Below are 20,601 nucleotides of genomic sequence, written 5' to 3' on the forward strand. Positions count from 1 at the left end.
ACCAGCGGAAGCGAAATCATGCTTCGTCCTGGCTGCCATCGCCGATGAGCGCCGAGAGGTCTTCGGCAAGCCACGTCACCAGGGCGCCCTCCTCGGGCCGGTAATAGAGGGCGATCTCCATCGTCTCGATCATTGGCAGCCCGTCCTGCGGGCCCACTATCCGATGCCGGTCGTGGACGACGCGGGCCGGCAGCAGGCTGATGCCCAACCCGTCGGCGACGGCCGACTGAATGCTGGCGAGGCTGGAACTGGTGTAGCTCACACGCCAGCGTCGCCCTGAGGCATCCAGTGCCGCCACCATGTCGTCGCGATAGAGGCCGCGCGGCGGAAAGACGACGAGCGGCAGAGGATCGAGCGCAAGAACAGGATGGGCAGCGCTGTCGATCCAGCTCAAGCTTTCCTGCCAGCGTTTCACGGCATCGCCCGTGCCGCGGCGCTGCTTGACGACAACGATATCGAGTTCGCCGCGATCGTAGAGCGACCGCAGCTCGCGGCTGAGCCCGCTCGTCACTTCGAGCCGGACATTGTCGTGGCGGCGGGCAAAGGCCGCGAGTGTGCTGGTCGTGCGGCCGGCTGCAAAGTCTTCGGGCAGGCCGAGGCGCAGCGTCGCGGCAACCGATGCGCCCGAGAGAAGCTGCCGCGCTTCCGCGTCCAGCGCCAGCATGCGCCGCGCATAGCCGATCAACTGCTCGCCCGCTTCCGTCAGGCGGACCTGGCGATGGCTGCGCTCGAGCAGCCTATGGCCGGCTTGCTCTTCCAGCCGCAGAACTTTCTGGCTGACGGTTGACTGGGTGGAATTGAGCCGACCGGCCGCAGCGGTGAACCCTCCGCAATCGGCGACCGCCGCGAAGGCTCTCAGCAGATCCAGATCGAAAGGCTGACCATTCATATCTCCACTTGATAGCATTCATACATTTAATTTCCAAATGAATGCAGCGCTGCCTATGGTCGCCGACGGGGGCCATGCCGGGCGCGGGAGACGTTCGGCGACGACGCGTGTCTTGCGCCCTTGAAAAGGTCATGGATCGGCTCAAGTAAGCACGAGATCGCGGTGAGCGAGAGCGGCACGAATGGAGCCTCTTCCGGGTTTCCTCGTCCGCTCTTAACCGGAACCATTGCGATCGGTCGATCCATTCGACCGGCCTGCATGATCGGAAAGACCAAATGCGACCAAGACTTTTCGGCTCGCTGATCGGCGCATCGATTGCCGCCTTCAGCCTTGCACCTCAAACCGTGGGGGCTTCGATGCTTGAAAACCAGCTGATCTCCGCCGCCGAGAGCGGCGATCCAGACAAGGTCAAAGCGCTGCTGCAACAGGGCGCAAGCATCGAAGCGCGCGACGCCAGCGGCGCGACGGCGCTGCTCGTCGCCACCCATGAAAACCGCGTCGATGCGGCGCGCGCGCTGATCGAGGCCGGCGCCGACGTCAACGCAAAGGACAAGATCCAGGACAGCCCCTATCTCTATGCCGGCGCGCGCGGACATCTCGACATCCTGAAGCTGACGCTTGCCAATGGCGCCGACCTCAAGAGCACCAACCGCTATGGCGGAACCGCGCTGATCCCAGCTGCCGAGCGAGGCCATGTCGAGACCGTCAAGACGCTGATCGAAGCCGGCATCGACGTCGATCACGTCAACCGCCTCGGCTGGACCGCGCTGCTTGAGGCAATCATCCTCGGCACCGGCGGCGAAAAGCACACCGAGATCGTGCGGCTGCTGATTGCGGCCGGCGCCGACGTGAACCTTGCCGACGGCGAGGGCGTCAGCCCGCTGACGCACGCGCGCCAAAGGGGCTATGGCAAGATCGAAAAGCTGCTGGCCGACGCCGGCGCGCGCTAGAAAGAACTCTCATGACCCAGGAACAGACCTATCTGGCCGAGGCGGTAACGCTTGCCCGTCGCAACATCGAGAAAGGCGGACGCCCCTTCGGCGCCGTCGTCGTCAAGGATGGCGAGATCGTCGGCCGCGGCGTCAACGAGATGTTGTCATCAGGCGATCCGACCTCGCATGCGGAACTGAATGCGCTGCGCGCCGCCGCCCAAAACCTTCGCTCCCCGCGGCTCGAAGGTGCTGCGGTCTATGCCAGCGGCCAGCCCTGCCCGATGTGCCTTGCGGCCATGCGAATGGCCGGGATCACCGAGATCGCCTATGCGAACTCGAATGCCGACGCCGAACCCTTTGGCCTCTCGACCGCAGCGATCTATGCGGAACTGGCAAAACCGCTCGCCGAGCAGGCCATGCGCTTCCGCCATGTGCCGGTCGATGATGCCGAGACGACACCGCTTTATGCGGCCTGGAAGCAGCGGCAGGACGAGGATTGAGCCAACGGGCCAGCCCGGCCCTCACGTTGCGAAGCAGCCCCGGGGCGGCCGATGGCCGCCTCGGGCTTTTCTTTTCATGCCAGGACCGACTGGGAAATCACGCCCCTTGCCGAACACACGTGTCGGCTGTAATCGCATAGGCGTTTCTTCCTTTTTGCCCCGCTTCCACCCCACGAGAAAACGGAGCGGCCTCCAGCCTGCAGGTGCCATTGATGACTGCCTATTCCGAAAAAGCGGGCCGCTTCGTCGCGTTGCTTCTCATAGCGGGCTCCGGCGTGGTGACGATCGCCAAGGGCATGAGCCTGACTTTCCTTGCGATCCGCCTCCAGCGTGACTTCGGCCTCAACCCCGCCAGCATCGGGGCTCTGATCGGCGTGGGTCCACTGCTCGGCGCGATCGTCAGCCCCTTCGCCGGCACGCTCTCCGATCGGATTGGCCGAAAAGGCGTGCTGACCGCAGCGCTCTTCATGGCCGGATTGGCGCTGGCCGGACTCGGACTGGCGCAATCGATCGCGGCCTTCGCGCTGGCACACATCGTTTCTGCCGTTGCCGCCGCCGTTTTTGAGCCGGTCGCGCGCGCTTTGATGAGCGATGCGGCGCCTGAGCGCCTGCGCCTCAAGGTTTTCTCCTGGCGATACCTCGCCATCAATGCCGGCTGGGCGATCGGGCCGTTGATCGGCGTATGGGTCGGTGCTGCCTATGTGACGCTGTTCGTCATCGCCGGCGTCATACACGCGGTCTTCGGCTTCGTGCTCTTCCTCACCGTGCCGGAAGCCAAAAATAGGCAGGCGGTCGAAACCGAACGAAGGTCCGGAAATGCAGACGGCTGGCGCGGGCTCCTCGCCGCCTTGCGCGATCGACGCCTGGTCTTCTTCGTCGTCGGCGGCACGCTGCTTCTCGCCGTTCACGGTCAGTGGTCGGTGACCCTGTCGCAGTATCTCAATACCGGCTTTGAGGACGGCGTCACGCTTTTCGCGCTTCTGGTTTCGACCAACGCGATAACGGTGCTGGTCGCCAGCACGCCGGCCCGCTTCGTCATCGAACGGATCGGTGCCTTGCGCGCCCTGTCGCTCGGCTGCCTGCTGTTCCTGTTCGGCGAGATCGGCTTTGCCGCCTCGTCCGGAATGGAAATGCTCGTCGCCTCGATGATTCTCTTCACCATCGGCGAAGTGCTTGTCGTCCCGTCGGAATATGTGCTGGTCGACGGCATTTCCAACGCCGGCAACCGTGGCACCTATTTCGGTGCCCATTCGCTCTCGACGTTTGGAAACTTCCTCGGGCCGCTCATGGGCGGCCTCGCGCTCGGCGCCGTCGGCGGCGCCGGCATGTTCCTGTTGTTCGGGGTGTTTGCGGCGGCAGGTGCGCTTCTATTTGCCATCGGCCATTCCATGCCGCCGCCCCGTCCTGAGGCGGCGCGCGCCGATGCATCCGACAGCGGCGCCCTCCGTGGGGACATCCTGCGGCTGGGCCAACTCGCCTAGCGCCTTGATCCGCTGTTCGAAGGGAGCGACGCGTTGATCTGCTGCTGCACCCGTTCGAGCGGCCCCGGCGCCATTGCTGCCGGCGGCTGATACGGATTGGAGAAGGCGTAGATCAGGAACAGGATGATGCCGGTGTAGGCGCCGAAGAGGCAGAGCAGCAGCAGGTTCCGCCGTCTCGGCGGATAGGAATAGTAGGCGAGCGCGATGAAGATCACGCCGGACAGCGCCGCAAACCAGAAGATGCTGTCGATCTGGTCCGCGACGTTGCTTTCCCGCTTGGTCCGGCTCTGCGAAATGTCGTGCAGGCGTTCCAACATCTGACTGCGCAGGCTCTCCTGGCGTTTATCGGCGGGCGCAAGGTTCAGCACATGCTGGTAGGCATTGTCCCAGAACGCCCAGGCCTCATTCGAGAGACGGCCCTTGTCGGCCAATGACTGCCACTCGCCGTCGATCACCTGGGATACGTAGGCGGAGATCGCCTGCTGGATCGGTGCCTTGAAGGCTTCGCCGTAGTGTGCGGCATCATAGTAGATGTCGGCAATAGCGCCGGCTTCGGTCGCCATTTCGTATTTGAGTTGCTGGTACTCGACCATCTCCTGCGCGAAGACGAGCGCAAGGATCAGGCCATGCAGTGCCGAGATCCGGAAGATGACCGAACTGGCCAGCTCCTTTTCATGGCCCTCGGCCTCGCCGCCCATGACCGACCGCATCAGGAAGTATGAAGCAAGCGTCAGGGCGACCGTGCCACACACGAAGAGAGCACCGACCAGCATCTCGACGATCATGTCCCCTCCACAGCCCATTCTCCTGCCGCGGGCTTTCGTCAATTCTGAGCCCACGATCGGCGAAAGACAACGGCTGCACGCCCCGGACCGGGCCCTGGCGGCTGTCTTGCGGCGGGCCGAAACGCTATGCTTGCAGCGTCAGCCACCCGCCTCGCCACCATTTCGACACTGCCAACGCCTAAGCACCGCACCAAAACTGGAGTAAAAACAAGATCATGAGTGCGCCAAGCGAACAGACAGTCCTCAAACAATCGATCGCGGCCACCGTGGTCGTCGGGGTGACGGGCGTTATCTTCGGTCTGCTATCGGGCTCGGTCTCCATCGTGTTCGACGGCGTCTTCTCGGCCGTCGACGCCTCCATGACGTTGCTTGCGCTTGGCGTGACGCAACTGATCCCGAAGCCGAGCAAGCGCTTCCAGATGGGTTTCTGGCACATCGAGCCGATGGTGCTGCTCTTCAATGCCGGCCTTCTGACGCTGCTGTCCTTCTACGCGATGGTAAACGCCGTCGGCTCTATTCTATCAGGCGGCAACCACCTCGCCTTCGACTGGGCGATCGCCTATGCCGCCGTCGTCGTGGTGATCTGCGCCTTCATGTTCTTCTATGTACGCCGGGCGAACCGGCCGATCGGCTCAGAATTCCTGGCGCTCGACGTGCGCGCCTGGGCGATGTCCGGTGCGATCACCTCCGCGCTGCTCGTCGCCTTCGTGATCGCCGCCGCCCTGAAGGGCACGGCCTACGAATACGTCACGCCCTATGTCGACCCGGCGATCCTGATCGTGCTGACGCTCTGCCTGATCCCGCTGCCGATCCGCACGGTCTTCCAGGCGCTGAAGGAGATCTTCCTCGTCGCACCCGCCGAGCTTGACGAGCGCGTGCGGCAGGCGGCCGCGAACGCCGTCACACGCCACGGCTTTGCCGATTACCGCACCTATGTCGCCAAGGTCGGGCGCTCCAAGACGATCGAGGTCTACCTGATCGGAACGCCGGAAACCAAGGTCGGCACGCTCGCCGAGCTCGACCGGATCCGCGCCGAGATCGGCGAGGAGATCGGCGATCCCGGCCACGACCGCTGGCTGACGATCGCCTTTACCGGCGAGGCCCGCTGGGCGGAGTAGTCATTTCTTCCCATCACGAAAGCGCGATCCGCTTGGTGATGCCGATCGCCTCGAGAAAGGCCTGATCGTGGCTGACGACCAGCAGCGCGCCGTCATAGGCCCTGAGCCCCGCCTCGACCGCCTCGATGGAATCGATGTCGAGATGGTTGGTCGGCTCGTCGAGGATCAGGAGCTGGGGCGGCTTGCTGCCGCTCAGCACACAGGCGAGACCGGCGCGTAGCATCTGGCCGCCGCTGAGGCTCGAGACGAGCTGCAGGGCTGCGTCTGCCCGGAACATGAAGCGGGCGAGTGCCGCCCGGCAATCGTTTTCGCTGGCAGCAGGGTTGAGGATCCGGAAATTGTCGCGGATCGAGAGCGCGGGATCGAGCAGGCTCACCTTTTGGTCGAGCATGGCGTGATCGACGAGCACGCGCGCGCTGCCGGACCACGGCTGCAGATCGCCTGTCAGCAGCGACAGCAGTGTCGTCTTGCCCGAGCCGTTGCGGCCGGTGAGCGCAACGCGCTGCGGACCGACGATCGAGAGCGATAGCCGGTCGATGATGGGCTTTCCCCGTTCATAGCCAATACTGACATCATCGAGCTGCAGGACGCTGCGGCCGGCAGGCAGGCCGGTCAGCGGCAGGCGAACAGTCAGCGGCTGCAGGATTTCGATGCGTTCGCGCGCTTCGACGAGATCGCCGACCGCCTGGTCCCGTCTCCGCTCCGCAAGGCGGGCATTGTCGCCGCCGGTCTTTTCGCTGCGCTCCTTCCTGGCGTCGAGCAGGAGCAGCGGCTCGTCGCCCTTGGCGCGCTTGCGGCGGCCGGCGGCATCCTTGCGCGCCTTGCGTTCGGCCGTCTCCTGGGTCTTGCGCTCGACCTCGGCCAGACGCCGCTCGGCATCGGCGAGATCGTGACGGGCTGACGCCAGCTCGATCGCCTTGCGCTCGCGATAGTGGCTCCAGTTGCCGCCATAGGTCGCAGCGCCGAGCGACGTCAGTTCGACGATCGCATCCATCTCTTCCAGGAGTTCGCGATCATGGCTGACGACGATGGCGCCGCAGCGCCAGCCAGCCATCAGCGCGGCAACGGCCGCCCGCCCCTCACGATCGAGATTGTTGGTCGGTTCGTCGAGCAGGATGAAATCCGGTTCCTTGAAGACAAGGGCAGCGAGCTTCACGCGGGTCATCTGCCCGCCGGACAGGGCAGCGATGCGCGTTTGCGCCGAGGCATCCAGACCGACGCGCGCAAGCGCTTCCTCCATGCGGGCTTCCAGCGTCCAGTCGGCGGAGGCCAGTTCGTCCATGGTGGCGCACCCCTCCTCCGCTCGGCTAAGGACGGCAAGCGCGCCGGTGACGCCGAAGAGATCGGCGACGGTCTCGTCGGCTGCGACCTGAACGGTCTGGCTGAGCACGCCGAGGCTGCCGACGACGGTGACCTTGCCGGCCTGCGGCGCCAGCGACCCTTCGACCAGTCGCAGCAGCGTGGATTTTCCAACGCCATTACGACCGACAAGGCCGGTGCGAACAGGACCGAAGGTCAGATCAAGATCGGAGAGAAGGCTTCGGCCCTCAGGCGTGGACCACGAAATTTGGGAGAGTGAAATCGAAGCAGGCATGGATACGTGTTTCCCTGATGGCAAGACGGTTCGGCTTGGCGGTCAGGGTGAAATCCATCGATGCGTGTATCCTGTTCAAATTTCTATCGCGGCAATAGATAGCATCGAATGCGCCCGTTTCAAGGCGAGACGTTCGATGCCGCGCAGTAGTGAAGGGAAGATCAGGCGAGACTGCGTCGCGCCTCGTCGTCGCCGAAGGCCAGGCCGGAGGCCCGCACGCTTCGGTTTCGACCGTGGTTCTTGGCGTCGAGAAGAGCGGCATCGGCGCGGGTCAGAAGCGTGGCGACCGGTCCGTCGTCGGGGGCCGAGGCAATGCCGACCGAGACCGAAACCGTGCCCAGGATGCGGCCGCGATGCGAGAGCGGCGTCGTGCCGATCTTCGTTCGCAGACGCTCGGCAAGCTCGAAGCCTGCGGCCTCTCCGACATCGGGCATCAGCACCGTGAATTCCTCGCCGCCGAACCGATAGGCACTGCCGGCATCGCCGACCGTATCGACGATGATCTGCGCCACATACTGCATGACGACGTCGCCGGCATCATGGCCGAACTCGTCGTTGAAGCGCTTGAAGTGGTCGATGTCGATCATCAGGCAGGTGAGCGGCTTGCCGCCCTGCCCGCGCGGCTCACGGTTCAGCGCCTCGTCCAGGCAACGCCGGTTGAGTAGTCCCGTCAGCGCATCGCGCACCGCGAGATTGGTGAGCTTCTCGCGAAGTTGCAGATTGGCGACGGCGAGCCCGATGTTTTCTGCGATCAGTTCGAGATAGAGGCGCGACGCCTCGACCGCGAACTCTTCCTCAGACCGTTCCTCGAAGTAGAGAAGGCCGATCGTATCGCCCTGCGCCGTCAACGGCACGCAGAGGCCGGTCACGCCATCATCGTCGAGGTGCTGGCAGGCGATGTCGCTGTGGCCGCGGTTGCTGACATGCGGCCGGCCGCGGCGGAGCCCCCAGCAGGCGCTCGACGGGAAGGATGGTGCCGAATGCTCAGGATCGAGCCAGGTGCCGACGCGGGTCAGATGCGTGCGGCCGTCGTTCAGGACGTAGAGGTGGCCGGCGAGGTTGGGGAAGACCTGCGGCGCGAAGCGGGCGACGACCTCGGCCAGTTCCTGCTGGCTCTGGCAGGCCTGCAGCCGGTGCATCATCTGCAGGATCAGGTCTTTCGTCTGCTGGTCCAGTCGTCGCTCCGCGTCCAGCCGATCCCGTTCCAGGCCGTTTTCCCGGAAGATGTGGATCGCCTTGTTCATCTCGCCGATCTCGTCGCTGCGCCGGTCGAGCGGGACTTCCACAGCGTAATCCTGCTCGGCAAGCCGCGTGACGATGCCGCTCATGCGGGTGAGCGGCATGGCGACGCGACGCTTGAGGATGAAGTAGAGCACGCTCAAGAACAGGGCGGCGGTGATGCCGAGCATCGTCTTGGCGGCGGCCGCGTACCAATCGCTGCGCTCCTGCGCCGCATTGAGGGCCGCGCCGGTGCGAACGTTGGTCAGATCCCTGAACCGCGCCACGGTGTCGAGAAGGGCCGTCTGCAGACGCTCGTGCTCGGGCCCGAAGAGCTTTTCCTGCGCGCCTGTGCTGTCGCCCTTCTGATAGGCCTCGATGGCGGCAACCTCGATCCTGTCGAGCGCTTCCGCCTCGCGAACGATTTCCTGCAAGGCGGCGATCTCGCCCGGTGACGCACCAAAGTTCGCCGCGGTCTTTGTCGCCTCCTCGCGCTGGCGCTCCTCCTCTTCGGCGCGATGGAAGGCTTCGAGATGACGCTCGTCGCCGCGCATGACATAGAGACGCGCTTCGTCGCTTCGCATCTCCGCGCCGAGTGCAAGCTCTTCGCCAAGCGTATCGAGCACCAGATGCTGCTCAACCGCCTGTCGCTCCTTGATCGCGCTGTCCGTCGACAGGATGAAGGCAGCGCCGGAAAGCCCCGTCAGCAGGACGGTTACGCCATAGGCCCAATTGGTGATCGCATTTATGCGCATGGAAGAAGCTTAGCCCCCGCGGATTGAAAGCGGATTAACCGCATTATCAGGCTTCGGCAACAGGCCCGGAACAGGTTGAAGCGGACCGCACGGCTTTTGTTCCATTGTGCGCCACGGACGGAAACAATACCCAAGCACGAGCGTAGCAAAATGCGTAGCGGCCCGATGTCGGTTCAGCCGGTCTCCGCAAGTGGGACACGTTGCGCCCGGCCTATCGCTCAAGTAGGTTCGACGTCAGAGCCGCTGGCAAAGCCAGCGGTGGTAAAAGTTCTGGTATCGCGTAGGCTCGGCGGCCTTTGCCGGGCGAGAGGACGGCCGAAAGGCCGGGTGCAAATGACACTGTCGGGCAAGCGTATTCTCCTCATCATCTCCGGCGGTATCGCGGCCTATAAGAGCCTCGACCTCATCCGCCGCCTGCGCGAACGCGGGGCGAGCGTGCGGCCGGTCATGACGGCTGGCGCGCAACAGTTCGTAACGCCGCTTGCCGTCGGCGCGCTTTCGGCCTCGCATGTCTATCTCGATCTCTTTTCGCGCGAGGACGAACAGGACGTCGGCCATATTCGCCTCGCACGCGAATGCGATCTGATCGTCGTAGCACCGGCAACCGCCGACCTGATGGCGAAGATGGCGAACGGCCACGCCGACGATCTCGCCTCGACCATCCTGCTGGCAACCGACCGGCCAGTACTGGTTGCGCCGGCGATGAACCCGAAGATGTGGGCGCATCCGGCAACGCGCCGCAACCGGACGACGCTTGCCAGGGACGGCATCCGCTTTATCGGCCCGGAAGCCGGCGAGATGGCGGAAAGCGGCGAGGCCGGCGAAGGCCGGATGAGCGAGCCGCTGGCGATCGCCGCCGCCGTCGAGCATCTTCTTGCCGATGCGCCGAAGCCGCTTGCCGGGCGCCGCGTCATCGTCACCTCAGGGCCGACGCATGAGCCGATCGACCCGGTGCGCTACATCGCTAACCGCTCCTCCGGCAAGCAGGGCCATGCGATTGCTGCGGCACTGGCGAAACTGGGTGCCGACGTCACGCTGGTCTCCGGCCCGGTGACGATCCCGGATCCGGCGAGCGTCAGGGTCGTGCATGTGGAGCGGGCCGAGGAGATGCGCGACGCGGTGCTTGCCGCCCTTCCCGCCGATGTCGCGGTCATGGTCGCCGCCGTTGCCGACTGGCGGGTGGCCACAGCCGCCGGCAACAAAATTAAGAAGAAGCCGGGCGAGGCCCCGCCTCCGCTGCAGCTTGCGGAAAACCCCGATATCCTGAAAACGGTCGGCCATCATGCCAAGCGGCCGAAGCTCGTCATCGGTTTTGCCGCCGAGACCGAGAACGTCGCCGACAACGGTCGCGCCAAGCTCGAGCGCAAGGGCGCCGACTTCATCCTCGCCAACGACGTTTCGCCTGCAACCGGCATAATGGGCGGCGACCGCAACAAGGTGAAACTGATTTCCGCTGCCGGCAACGACGACTGGCCGGAGATGGACAAGGACGCCGTGGCGGAGAAGCTGGCTGCGATGATTGCAGAGCAGTTGGCGCTGAAAGGCTGAGCAATCGACGACTGCCCCCTCACCCTAACCCTCTCCCCGCAGGCGGGGCGAGGGGACGTGCCCTGCGTCAACGAAGCGTTCGCAGCAAGCACGTAGAGTAGGGAGAGTGCGGCATTGTCCCTTCTCCCCGCTCGCGGGGAGAAGGTGGCGGCAGCCGGATGAGGGGCTAGCGCCGTTCGTCAAAGTGGTAAGCCATCCCGCCTCAGGCGAGATGCCGCGACCGGACCGGAGCACCTTTGGTCGAAAACAGCCGAACATCAACGCCATTCTCGCCGACGATGACCGCGGTGCCGTCGGGGATTTCGACCCAGGCGCTGTCGTCGTCGTTGAGCGGTTCGGAGACGAGGCAATAGCCGCCGCTCGGGCCCATCGGTGCGGCATAGAGCGTCGGTGCCTTCCAGTCGGAGGCATAGCGCACGGCGTAGAGATCGTGACCATCGGAGAAGGCGGCGGTAAAGCGGACCAGCACCTGGCGCTCCAGATGTTCGGCAAGCTGCTCGATGAAGGCGAGCGCTTCGGCGATCGCACCGAGTGGATCGCGATCGAGCCCGAACTGCATGGCGAGCAGGAACAGAAGCTCGGAATCCGTCGTGCCCGTGCGCGCCGAATAGAGGTCGTTGTCGAGCATGCTTTCCATCGGCCGGCGCAGATGCTCGAAATCGCCGATCTGGCCGTTGTGCATGAAGGACCAGCGGCCGAAGACGAAGGGATGACAGTTGTCGCGCCTGGTGCCGCCGCCGGTTGCGGCGCGCACATGGGCGAGGAAGAGCGGCGAGCGTATCTGCCGTGCGATGCTCTTCAGGTTGCAATCGGACCAGGCGGGCAGGATATCGCGATACCGTCCCGGCTCCGGGTGATCGCCATACCAGGCGATGCCGAAGCCGTCGCCGTTGGTGGCGGTTTTCGCCCGCGTCGCGCAATGGGACTGTTCGATCAGCGAGTGCGCCGGAGAGGTCACCAGTTCCTCGAGATAGAGCGGCTCTCCGCGATAGGCTGCCCAGCGGCACATGCTGATTTCACTCCAGCTCCGCCCCATCCAATGCGAGGCGATTCGTTAACCATGACGAAATGCGATGTTTCAACGGAACATGGTAAAAATGCGTTAACACATTCCCCCTTCGTCAAGGTGAGGTTAGCCGGAACGCACAGATTTGGCTGTTTCGGACGGCACAGTTTCGGCACTGCCGCAACATTTCGAACAAATATTCCATATTGACAAAACTTGCACAATTCATTTCATTTCAGCCCAATACGGCAGCGCCGCCAGGGAGGAATTCAGTATGAGCAGCAAGCGCAAACTCGGGATCGGCCTGATCGGCACGGGCTTCATGGGCAAGGCCCATGCGCTCGGCTTCACCATCGCGGCGCGGGTCTTCGACCTGCCCTTCGAGCTCGATCTCGTTTCGGTCGCCGACGTGACCGTCGAAAGTGCCGAGCGTGCGCGCGGCCAGCTCGGCTTCCGCAAGGCGACGGCCGACTGGCGCGAACTTCTGACCGATCCGGACATCGACATCATCGACATCACCACGCCGAACCTGCTGCACAAGGAAATGGCGCTGGCGGCCATCGCCCATGGCAAGCATGTCTATTGCGAAAAACCACTGGCGCCGACGGTTGCCGAATGCCGCGAGATGGTCGAGGCAGCGGAAAAAGCAGGTGTCGTCACCCAGGTCGGCTTCAACTATCTGAAGAACCCGCTGATCTTCCTTGCCAAGGACATCATCGCAAGCGGCGAGATCGGCGAAATCCGCTCGATGCGCGGCATCCATGCGGAAGACTTCATGGCCGACGCGCAGGTTCCGTGGGGCTGGCGCCTGAACCCGGCCAGCGGCGGCGGCGCGCTCGCCGATATCGGCAGCCACATCATCGCCTCCATGCGCCACCTGGTCGGGCCGATCAAGCAGGTGCTCGCCGAAACGATCATCCAGATCCCGGAACGCCCGGTAGCCGCCGGCTCCAGCGAAACCCGCGCGGTCGAAGTCGACGACATCACGCGTGCCTTCGTGCGCTTCGAAAACGGCGCCACCGGCAGCTTCGAGGCAAGCTGGATCGCGACAGGCCGCAAGATGCAGCACGATTTCGAGATCTACGGTTCGAAGGGCAGCATCGTCTTCACCCAGGAGCGGCTGAACGAAATCCGCCTCTACAAGATCGGCGATGATATCCGCACCCGCGGCTTCCGCACCATCTGGGCCGGACCGGAGCATCCGCCCTATGGCGCGTTCTGCGTAGCGCCGGGCCACCAGATCGGCTTCAACGACCTGAAGGCCATCGAGGTGAAGGAGTTCCTCGACGCCATCGCCGGCGGCAAGTCTCCCTCGACCGATTTCCGCGAAGGCTACGAGGTGCAGAAGGTGCTTTCGGCGACCTATCAATCGGCCAAGACAAACGAATGGGTGCGGATCTAGGCGGCTTCGACGGCCGGCGTGTCGTAGGAAAACCATCTATTTTTGCACGCACGTCGGGACGCTAAACCGCTACGCACTTTTGCTGGAAATGCCGCCCGTCTTGCTGCGCATTTCGGACGCAAAACCGCTGCGCACTTTTCCTGGACATGCTCCGAGAAAAATAGAATGCCTGTTCTATCCCGTTCCCGACTAATCGATTAGGGTGAGGCCGAAAGCCAGACTGACATCGAGGGAGACGAGCGAGACATGGCCATGCCGGAAACGACGACAGAGGTGCCGCAGGATTTCGAGGCGCTGAAAGCCGCCATTCTGGAACGCAAGGCGGAGCTGCCGAAACGGCTGCGCCAGGTTGCCGCCTATTCGCTCGACAATCCCGATGAAATCGCCTTCGGCACGGCAGCGAGCATCGCGACTTCCGCCGAAGTGCAGCCGTCGACGCTGGTGCGCTTCGCCCAGCATTTCGGCTTCGAGGGCTTTTCCAGCCTGCAGCAGATTTTTCGCGCCCGGCTGCGTGAGCGCACACCCGGCTATGAGGACCGGCTGAAGGCGCTCAGCGCCAACGACCACAGCAAGCTCGAAAGCGGTTCGATCTTCAACGGCTTCGTCGCTGCCGCCCACCGCTCGCTCGACAACATCGCCTCCTCGGTGGATCCTGAAGCCTTCGAACGCGCCGTCGATATCCTCGCCAAGGCCGACACCGTCTACCTGATCGCCAAGCGCCGCTCCTATCCGATCTCCAGCTACATGGCCTATGCCTTCGGCAAGCTGAAGGTGAAATACCAGCTCGTCGGCACCGCCGCCGGCATCGACGAGGACATGCTGGCGATGGCGACGAAAAACGATGCCGCCTTTGCCGTCAGCTTCTCGCCCTACGCCTCCGAAAGTGCGGCCCAGGCGCGGCTTCTCGCCGAACGCAAGGTGCCCGTCGTGTCGCTGACGGACTCGGCCTTCTCGCCCTTGGCAGAATCCTCGAAGGTCTGGTTCGAACTGGTCGAGGCCGACCATGCCGGTTTCCGTTCTCTTTCCGCCAGCATGGCCTTCGCCATGGCGCTGACGGTCGCCATTGCCGAGAAGCGGCAGCGGCTGGCGGAGGAGAAATAGCACAAACGGAATGAATGGAATGAAAATTCCATATTGACGAAACGTCGGAATTTATGTTTCATACCGCCATCACCCACAGTACGGAAATGGTCGGGCCCGCCAAGGTGTCCGCGGGGAGGAAGCAGTGAGCCAGAACGTTTCGGCACAGGGAGCAAAGCCGCTCGACCTGATCACCATCGGCCGGGCCTCGGTCGATCTCTATGGCCAGCAGATCGGCACGCGGCTTGAAGACGTTTCGAGTTTTGCCAAGTCGGTCGGCGGCTGCCCCTGCAACATTTCCGTCGGCACCGCGCGGCTCGGGCTCAAGTCGGCCCTGCTCACCCGCGTCGGCGACGAGCAGATGGGCCGCTTCATCCGCGAACAGCTCACCCGGGAAGGCGTCGAGACTCGCGGCATCGTCACCGATCCGGAGCGCCTGACGGCGCTTGCGATCCTCGCGGTCGAAAACGACAAGTCCTTCCCGCTGCTCTTCTATCGCGACAACTGCGCCGACAACGCGCTTTGCGAAGACGACGTCTCGGAGGAGTTCATCCGTTCCGCCCGGGCGATCCTCGTTTCCGGCACCCATTTCTCCAAGCCGAACACCGATGCCGCCCAGCGCAAGGCGATCCGCATCGCCAAGGAGAGCGGCGCCAAGATCGTCTTCGATATCGACTACCGCCCGAACCTCTGGGGCCTGGCCGGCCATGACGCCGGCGAAAGCCGCTATATCGCGTCGGATCGCGTCTCGGCGCACCTGAAGACCGTCCTTGCCGATTGCGACCTGATCGTCGGCACGGAAGAGGAAGTGCTGATCGCGTCGGGCGAGAGCGACCTGCTGCAGGCACTGAAAACCATCCGCTCGCTATCCAGGGCGACGATCGTGCTCAAGCGCGGACCGATGGGCTGCATCGTCTATGACGGCCCGATCACCGACGATCTCGAAGACGGCATCGTCGGCAAGGGTTTCCCGATCGAGGTCTACAACGTGCTCGGCGCCGGCGACGCCTTCATGTCCGGGTTCCTGCGGGGCTGGCTCAAGGACGAGCCGCACGCGACATCGGCCACCTGGGCCAACGCCTGTGGCGCCTTCGCCGTCTCCCGCCTGCTCTGCGCGCCTGAAATCCCGACCTGGACGGAGCTCAAGTTCTTCCTCGAAAACGGCAGCAAGGAACGGGCGCTGCGCAAGGACGAGGCGATCAACCACGTCCACTGGGCGACCACCCGCCGCCGCGACATTCCGCTTCTGATGGCGCTGGCGATCGACCACCGCAGCCAACTCGAAGACATCGCCGCCGGCGATCCGGCACTGCTTGCCCGCATTCCCGCCTTCAAGGTTCTGGCGGTCAAGGCCGCAGCGCAGGTCGCGGCGGGACGCTCCGGCTTCGGCATGCTGATCGACGACAAATATGGCCGTGATGCGCTCTATGCCACCGGTGCCTATCGCGACTTCTGGATCGGCAAGCCGATCGAGTTGCCCGGCTCGCGCCCGTTGCAGTTCGAATTCAGCCAGGATCTCGGCAGCCGCCTGATCGACTGGCCGGTCGACCATTGCATCAAGGTGCTCTCCTTCTACCACCCGGACGACCCGGCCGAGCTGAAAGCCCAGCAGGTGGCAAAGCTCCGCTCGGCCTTCGAGGCGGCACGCAAGGTCGGTCGCGAAATCCTGATCGAGATCATCGCGGGCAAGCATGGCAAGCTCGACGACCAGACCATTCCGCGCGCGCTCAACGAGCTCTACGATGCAGGCCTCAAGCCGGACTGGTGGAAGCTCGAGCCGCAGGCAAGCCGCAGCGCCTGGGCAGCGATCGACGCCGTCATTGAGGCGCGCGATCCGCTCTGCCGTGGCGTGGTGCTGCTCGGCCTCGAAGCGCCCTATGAGCAGCTCAAGGACGGCTTTGCGGCCGCCCGCACCTCGAAGACCGTCAAGGGCTTCGCCGTCGGCCGCACGATCTTCGCCGACGCCGGACGGGCCTGGCTCGGCGGCACGATGACGGACGACCAGGCGATCGCCGACATGGCCGGAAAGTTCAAGGCCCTGGTCGATCTCTGGCTGCAACTGGGTGAAACAAAGGCGGCATAGGATCGACGCAATCGTTGACCATGCAGCAGACAGGGTGGAACGGGACGATTTCGCCCACGAGGAGGAAACAGATTATGAGCCAGAAGACCGTGCGCCTGACCATGGCCCAGGCCGTGGCGCGGTTCCTGACCCGCCAGATGACCGTCATCGATGGCAAGAAGGTGCCGATCTTCGGCGGCGTCTTTGCCATCTTCGGCCACGGCAACGTCGCCGGCGTCGGCGAGGCGCTGCATGCGATCAAGGAGACGCTGCCGACCTATCGCGCCCAGAACGAGCAGGGCATGGCGAATGCGGCGATCGCCTTTGCCAAGGCGAGCTTCCGCCGCCGCTTCATGGCCTGCACCACCTCGATCGGCCCGGGCGCGCTCAACATGGTGACCTCGGCGGCACTCGCCCATGTCAACCGCCTACCGGTCCTGTTCCTGCCCGGCGATGTTTTCGCCAACCGCCGGCCCGATCCGGTGCTGCAGCAGGTCGAAAGCTTCGGCGACGGCACGATCTCGGCGAACGACTGCTTCCGCCCGGTGTCGCGCTACTTTGACCGTATCACCCGTCCCGAACAGATCGTCCCGGCGCTGCGGCGCGCCATGCAGGTGCTGACCGATCCCGCCGATTGCGGCCCGGTGACGCTGTCGCTCTGCCAGGATGTGCAGGCGGAAGCCTATGACTATCCGGAAAACTTCTTCGACGAGAAGGTCTGGGTGCCGCGCCGCATCGAACCCGATCTCGACGAACTGGCAACGGCGATCGCGGCGCTCAAAGCAGCAAAGAAACCGATCATCATCGCCGGCGGCGGCGTGCTCTATTCGGAAGCGAGCAAGGAGCTCGCTGATTTCGCCGAGCGCCACGGCATTCCCGTCGTCGAGACCCAGGCCGGCAAGTCGGCGCTGCCGCATTCGCATACGCTCAACATGGGCTCGGTCGGCGTGACCGGCACCTCTGCCTCCAACGCGCTCGCCGAGGATGCCGACGTCGTTCTCGCCGTCGGCTCGCGCTTGCAGGACTTCACCACCGGCTCCTGGGCGCTGTTCAAGAACGACGGCCTGAAGATCATCGGCCTCAACGTCCAGCCCTTCGATGCCGGCAAGCATAACGGCCTGCCGCTGATCGCCGACGCCCGAGCCGGTCTTAACCGCATCTCCGGCGGCCTCGGCGGCTACAAGGCCGATCCGAGCTGGACCGCCAAGGCCAAGACCGGCAAGGCCGAATGGCTGGCCGCTGCCGACAAGGCGACGGCGACGACCAATGCAGCCCTTCCCTCGGACGCCCAGGTGATCGGCGCAGTACAGCGCGCCCGCGGCGGCAAGAACACGACGCTCGTCTGCGCCGCCGGCGGTCTGCCCGGTGAGTTGCACAAGCTCTGGCAGGCGGAAGAGCCAGGCGGCTATCACATGGAATACGGCTTCTCGACCATGGGTTACGAAGTCGCCGGCGGTCTTGGCGTCAAGCTCGCCAAGCCCGAGAGCGACGTGATCGTCATGGTCGGCGACGGCAGCTACATGATGCTGAACTCGGAGATCGCCTCCTCGATCATGCTCGGCGCCAAGTTCACCATCGTGCTGCTCGACAATGCCGGCTACGGCTGCATCAACCGGCTGCAGATGGGCACCGGCGGCGCCAACTTCAACAATCTCTTGAAGGACACGCACCACGTCGAACTGCCGCAGATCGACTTCGCGGCCCATGCCGGTGCCATGGGCGCCGTCACCCGCAAGGTCGGCTCGATCTCCGAGCTTGAAGCGGCGCTCAAGGAGACCGCGAGCGAGACGCGCACGACCGTCATCGTCATCGACACCGATCCGCTGATCACGACGGAGGCGGGCGGCCACTGGTGGGACGTGGCGGTGCCGGAGGTTTCAGAGCGTAGCCAAGTGAACGACGCGCGCCAGGGCTACGAGAAGGCCCTCACCGCCCAGCGCTTCGGCTAAGATTGCCCTTTCGGCGCCCGCGTTTTCGCGCGGGCGTCATTCTGCTTTATGCCCCTCACCCTAACCCTCTCCCCGCATGCGGGGAGAGGGGACATCGAAGAGCCCGGCGTGTCCGTTTCGCGACGCCTAAGAGAGGATACGAAGGGGCGCGACATATCCCTTCTCCCCGCCTGCGGGGAGAAGGTGGCGGCAGCCGGATGAGGGGCCATTGTCCTCTCCTTCCGCGCCAACCAGACAACACGAACGATCCGCCTGCGCGGACAATGCTATAGGAAACGACAGACAATGATCCGCTACGGAACCAACCCGATCGCCTGGAGCAACGACGACGATCATTCGATCGGCGCGCATCTGACGCTCGAGGACTGCCTCTCCGATTGCCAGAAGATCGGCTTCGACGGCATCGAGAAGGGCCACAAGATGCCATCCGACCCGGAGGCGCTGAAGCAGAAGCTCGGCTCCTACGATCTCGTCTTCGTTTCCGGCTGGCACTCGACCAACCTGCTCACCCATGACGTCGAGGCCGAGAAGAAGGCGATCCAGCCGCATCTCGACCTCCTGAAGCACAATGGCTGCAAGGTGGCGATCGTCTGCGAAACCTCGAACGCCATCCATGGCGACGACGGCAAGTCGGTTGCCAGCGACAAGCCGGTGCTGCCGGCCGACCAGTGGAAGAAGTTCGGCGCCGACCTCGAAGCGATCGCTCAGTATTGCGCCGACCAGGGCATCGATCTCGTCTACCATCACCACATGGGCACGATCGTCCAGACGGGCGAGGAGATCGACCTCCTGATGCAGAACACCGGCCCGGCGACCAAACTTTTGCTTGATACCGGTCACGCTTGGTTCGGCGGTTCCGATCCGGCTGAGGTCGCCAAGAAATACATGCATCGTGTGCGCCACATCCATTGCAAGAACGTGCGTCCCGCTGTCCGCAAGGTGGTCGAGGGCGAAGGCCTCTCCTTCCTCGAAGGCGTGCGCCGTGGTGTCTTCACGGTTCCCGGCGACAGCGAGGGAGGCGTCGACTTCCTGCCCGTGCTGAAGATCGCCGCCGAACACAACTATTCCGGCTGGCTGGTCATCGAGGCGGAACAGGATTCGGCCGTGCGCAACCCGTTCGAATACCAGTCGCTCGGCCTGAAGTCGCTGAAGGCCTTCGCCAAGGAAGCCGGGCTCGACAAGTAAGCCCAGACTTTCGGTCGCCGGACTTGGAGTGAGTGCCCCTCATCCGGCTGCCGCCACCTTCTCCCCGCTGGCGGGGAGAAGGGATATGCCGCGCGCCCTCCGGCCCCTCGCGACGTAGAGGTGGGGAGCGCGAAGCAAACTCCGAAAATCCCCTCTCCCCGTAAGCGGGGAGAGGGTTAGTCCTCGGTTAAACCCGAGGAGAGGGGCAAGCCATAAGTTCGGCCTGCCCGTAGCAAAGAATCAGGGAGATCGACATGTCCAAGCTGCTCGTCAAACCGAAGGCCAAATCGGGCCTTATGCAAAACGTGACGCCGGAGAGCGCCGGCTGGACCTATGTCGGCTTCGCGCTGGAACGGCTGAAAGCGGGCGAGACGACCGAGGGCGAGACCGGCGACAAGGAAATCTGCCTGGTGCTGGTTTCCGGCAAGGCGAAGGTCGCGGTCGACGGCGAAAGCCTCGGCGAGCTCGGAGAGCGCATGACCCCCTTCGAGGGCCAGCCCTATGCCGTCTACGTGCCGAAAGGCAGCCGCTGGCAGGCAACGGCGACCTCCGATCTCGATCTTGCCATCTGCTCGGCGCCGGGCGGCGACGGCTTCAAGGCGAAGGTGATCGCGCCGGGCACGCACAAGCAGATGACCCGCGGCAAGGGCACCAATACCCGCTACGTCACCAACATCATGCCGGAAGACGACGGTTCGGCCCAGTCGCTGCTCGTCGTCGAGGTGATCACGCCCGGCGGCCATACCTCCTCCTATCCGCCGCACAAGCACGATCAGGACGACCTGCCGGCCGAAAGCTATCTGGAAGAGACCTATTACCATCGGCTGAACCCGCCGCAGGGTTTCGCGATGCAGCGCGTCTATACCGACGACCGCTCGCTGGACGAGACCATGGCGGTCGAGGACGGCGACGTGACGCTGGTGCCGAGGGGCTATCACCCGGTTGCCGCCGTGCACGGCTACGACGTCTACTATCTCAACGTCATGGCCGGGCCGAAGCGCATCTGGAAGTTCCACAACGCCCGCGAACACGAGTGGCTGTTCACCGGCGTGTAGGCGGTAACGAACCAAGCGGTCGTGCTCCGCCGCTCGTCGTCC

16 protein-coding genes are annotated in these 20,601 nt (G+C 64.2%); 11 read left to right on the top strand and 5 right to left on the bottom strand.

Going from position 1 to position 20,601, the window contains the following annotated elements; all coding sequences use genetic code 11:
* Nucleotides 1-16: 16 nt before the first annotated feature.
* Complete coding sequence (locus XB14_RS16400) at nucleotides 17-889, bottom strand: LysR substrate-binding domain-containing protein (protein WP_077962632.1); 873 nt, start codon at nucleotides 887-889, stop codon at nucleotides 17-19.
* 356 nt (nucleotides 890-1,245) lie between these two features.
* On the opposite strand from XB14_RS16400, the gene XB14_RS16405 reads away from it, so the two are divergent.
* The 3 genes from XB14_RS16405 to XB14_RS16415 all read left to right on the top strand — a co-directional run bounded on the left by XB14_RS16405 (nucleotide 1,246) and on the right by XB14_RS16415 (nucleotide 3,802).
* Nucleotides 1,246-1,839, top strand: a complete 594-nt coding sequence (locus XB14_RS16405; RefSeq protein WP_077962954.1) for an ankyrin repeat domain-containing protein — start codon at nucleotides 1,246-1,248, stop codon at nucleotides 1,837-1,839.
* Between the two features lie 11 nt (nucleotides 1,840-1,850).
* Nucleotides 1,851-2,321: a nucleoside deaminase gene (locus XB14_RS16410; protein WP_077962633.1), complete on the top strand. Its 471-nt coding sequence runs from the start codon at nucleotides 1,851-1,853 to the stop codon at nucleotides 2,319-2,321.
* Nucleotides 2,322-2,533: 212 nt separating this feature from the next.
* Nucleotides 2,534-3,802 (top strand): MFS transporter, encoded by a 1,269-nt coding sequence (locus tag XB14_RS16415; protein ID WP_234804058.1) that lies wholly within the window; start codon nucleotides 2,534-2,536, stop codon nucleotides 3,800-3,802.
* Here the strand turns inward: XB14_RS16415 and XB14_RS16420 are convergent.
* On the bottom strand, nucleotides 3,799-4,587 hold the full coding sequence (locus XB14_RS16420) for a DUF4239 domain-containing protein (protein ID WP_077962635.1): 789 nt from the start codon (nucleotides 4,585-4,587) through the stop codon (nucleotides 3,799-3,801). The two genes, XB14_RS16415 and XB14_RS16420, sit on opposite strands and share 4 nt — an antisense overlap.
* A 215-nt stretch (nucleotides 4,588-4,802) precedes the next feature.
* On the opposite strand from XB14_RS16420, the gene XB14_RS16425 reads away from it, so the two are divergent.
* The gene (locus tag XB14_RS16425; protein ID WP_077962636.1) at nucleotides 4,803-5,705 is read left to right on the top strand and encodes a cation diffusion facilitator family transporter; all 903 of its coding nucleotides are present in this window, start codon (nucleotides 4,803-4,805) and stop codon (nucleotides 5,703-5,705) included.
* A 13-nt stretch (nucleotides 5,706-5,718) separates the two neighbouring features.
* Here XB14_RS16425 and XB14_RS16430 read toward each other — a convergent pair whose 3' ends face one another.
* Nucleotides 5,719-7,299 (bottom strand): ABC-F family ATP-binding cassette domain-containing protein, encoded by a 1,581-nt coding sequence (locus XB14_RS16430; protein ID WP_077962637.1) that lies wholly within the window; start codon nucleotides 7,297-7,299, stop codon nucleotides 5,719-5,721.
* Between the two features lie 161 nt (nucleotides 7,300-7,460).
* Nucleotides 7,461-9,272, bottom strand: coding sequence for a diguanylate cyclase (locus tag XB14_RS16435; protein ID WP_077962638.1), 1,812 nt, complete (start codon nucleotides 9,270-9,272; stop codon nucleotides 7,461-7,463).
* Nucleotides 9,273-9,605: 333 nt separating this feature from the next.
* Between XB14_RS16435 and coaBC the strand changes: the two genes are divergently transcribed.
* Nucleotides 9,606-10,820: a bifunctional phosphopantothenoylcysteine decarboxylase/phosphopantothenate--cysteine ligase CoaBC gene (gene coaBC, locus XB14_RS16440; protein WP_077962639.1), complete on the top strand. Its 1,215-nt coding sequence runs from the start codon at nucleotides 9,606-9,608 to the stop codon at nucleotides 10,818-10,820.
* Nucleotides 10,821-11,022: 202 nt separating this feature from the next.
* Here coaBC and XB14_RS16445 read toward each other — a convergent pair whose 3' ends face one another.
* Nucleotides 11,023-11,829, bottom strand: coding sequence for a class II glutamine amidotransferase (locus XB14_RS16445; RefSeq protein WP_077962640.1), 807 nt, complete (start codon nucleotides 11,827-11,829; stop codon nucleotides 11,023-11,025).
* A gap of 271 nt (nucleotides 11,830-12,100) precedes the next feature.
* Between XB14_RS16445 and XB14_RS16450 the strand changes: the two genes are divergently transcribed.
* From XB14_RS16450 to iolB, 6 genes are all read left to right on the top strand, one after another.
* Entirely contained in the window at nucleotides 12,101-13,228 is a 1,128-nt protein-coding gene (locus tag XB14_RS16450) for a Gfo/Idh/MocA family protein (RefSeq protein ID WP_077962641.1), read from the top strand.
* 246 nt (nucleotides 13,229-13,474) lie between these two features.
* The gene (locus XB14_RS16455; RefSeq protein ID WP_077962642.1) at nucleotides 13,475-14,329 is read left to right on the top strand and encodes a MurR/RpiR family transcriptional regulator; all 855 of its coding nucleotides are present in this window, start codon (nucleotides 13,475-13,477) and stop codon (nucleotides 14,327-14,329) included.
* Nucleotides 14,330-14,453: 124 nt separating this feature from the next.
* On the top strand, nucleotides 14,454-16,391 hold the full coding sequence (locus XB14_RS16460; protein WP_077962643.1) for a bifunctional 5-dehydro-2-deoxygluconokinase/5-dehydro-2-deoxyphosphogluconate aldolase: 1,938 nt from the start codon (nucleotides 14,454-14,456) through the stop codon (nucleotides 16,389-16,391).
* Nucleotides 16,392-16,465: 74 nt separating this feature from the next.
* Nucleotides 16,466-18,319, top strand: coding sequence for a 3D-(3,5/4)-trihydroxycyclohexane-1,2-dione acylhydrolase (decyclizing) (gene iolD / locus XB14_RS16465; protein WP_077962644.1), 1,854 nt, complete (start codon nucleotides 16,466-16,468; stop codon nucleotides 18,317-18,319).
* A 285-nt stretch (nucleotides 18,320-18,604) separates the two neighbouring features.
* Nucleotides 18,605-19,504 (top strand): myo-inosose-2 dehydratase, encoded by a 900-nt coding sequence (iolE, locus tag XB14_RS16470; RefSeq protein WP_077962645.1) that lies wholly within the window; start codon nucleotides 18,605-18,607, stop codon nucleotides 19,502-19,504.
* Between the two features lie 254 nt (nucleotides 19,505-19,758).
* The gene (gene iolB, locus XB14_RS16475; RefSeq protein WP_077962646.1) at nucleotides 19,759-20,559 is read left to right on the top strand and encodes a 5-deoxy-glucuronate isomerase; all 801 of its coding nucleotides are present in this window, start codon (nucleotides 19,759-19,761) and stop codon (nucleotides 20,557-20,559) included.
* Nucleotides 20,560-20,601 lie beyond the last annotated feature (42 nt).

The organism is Ensifer adhaerens, from assembly GCF_002007205.1.
GTDB classification, from domain to species: domain Bacteria; phylum Pseudomonadota; class Alphaproteobacteria; order Rhizobiales; family Rhizobiaceae; genus Ensifer; species Ensifer adhaerens_D.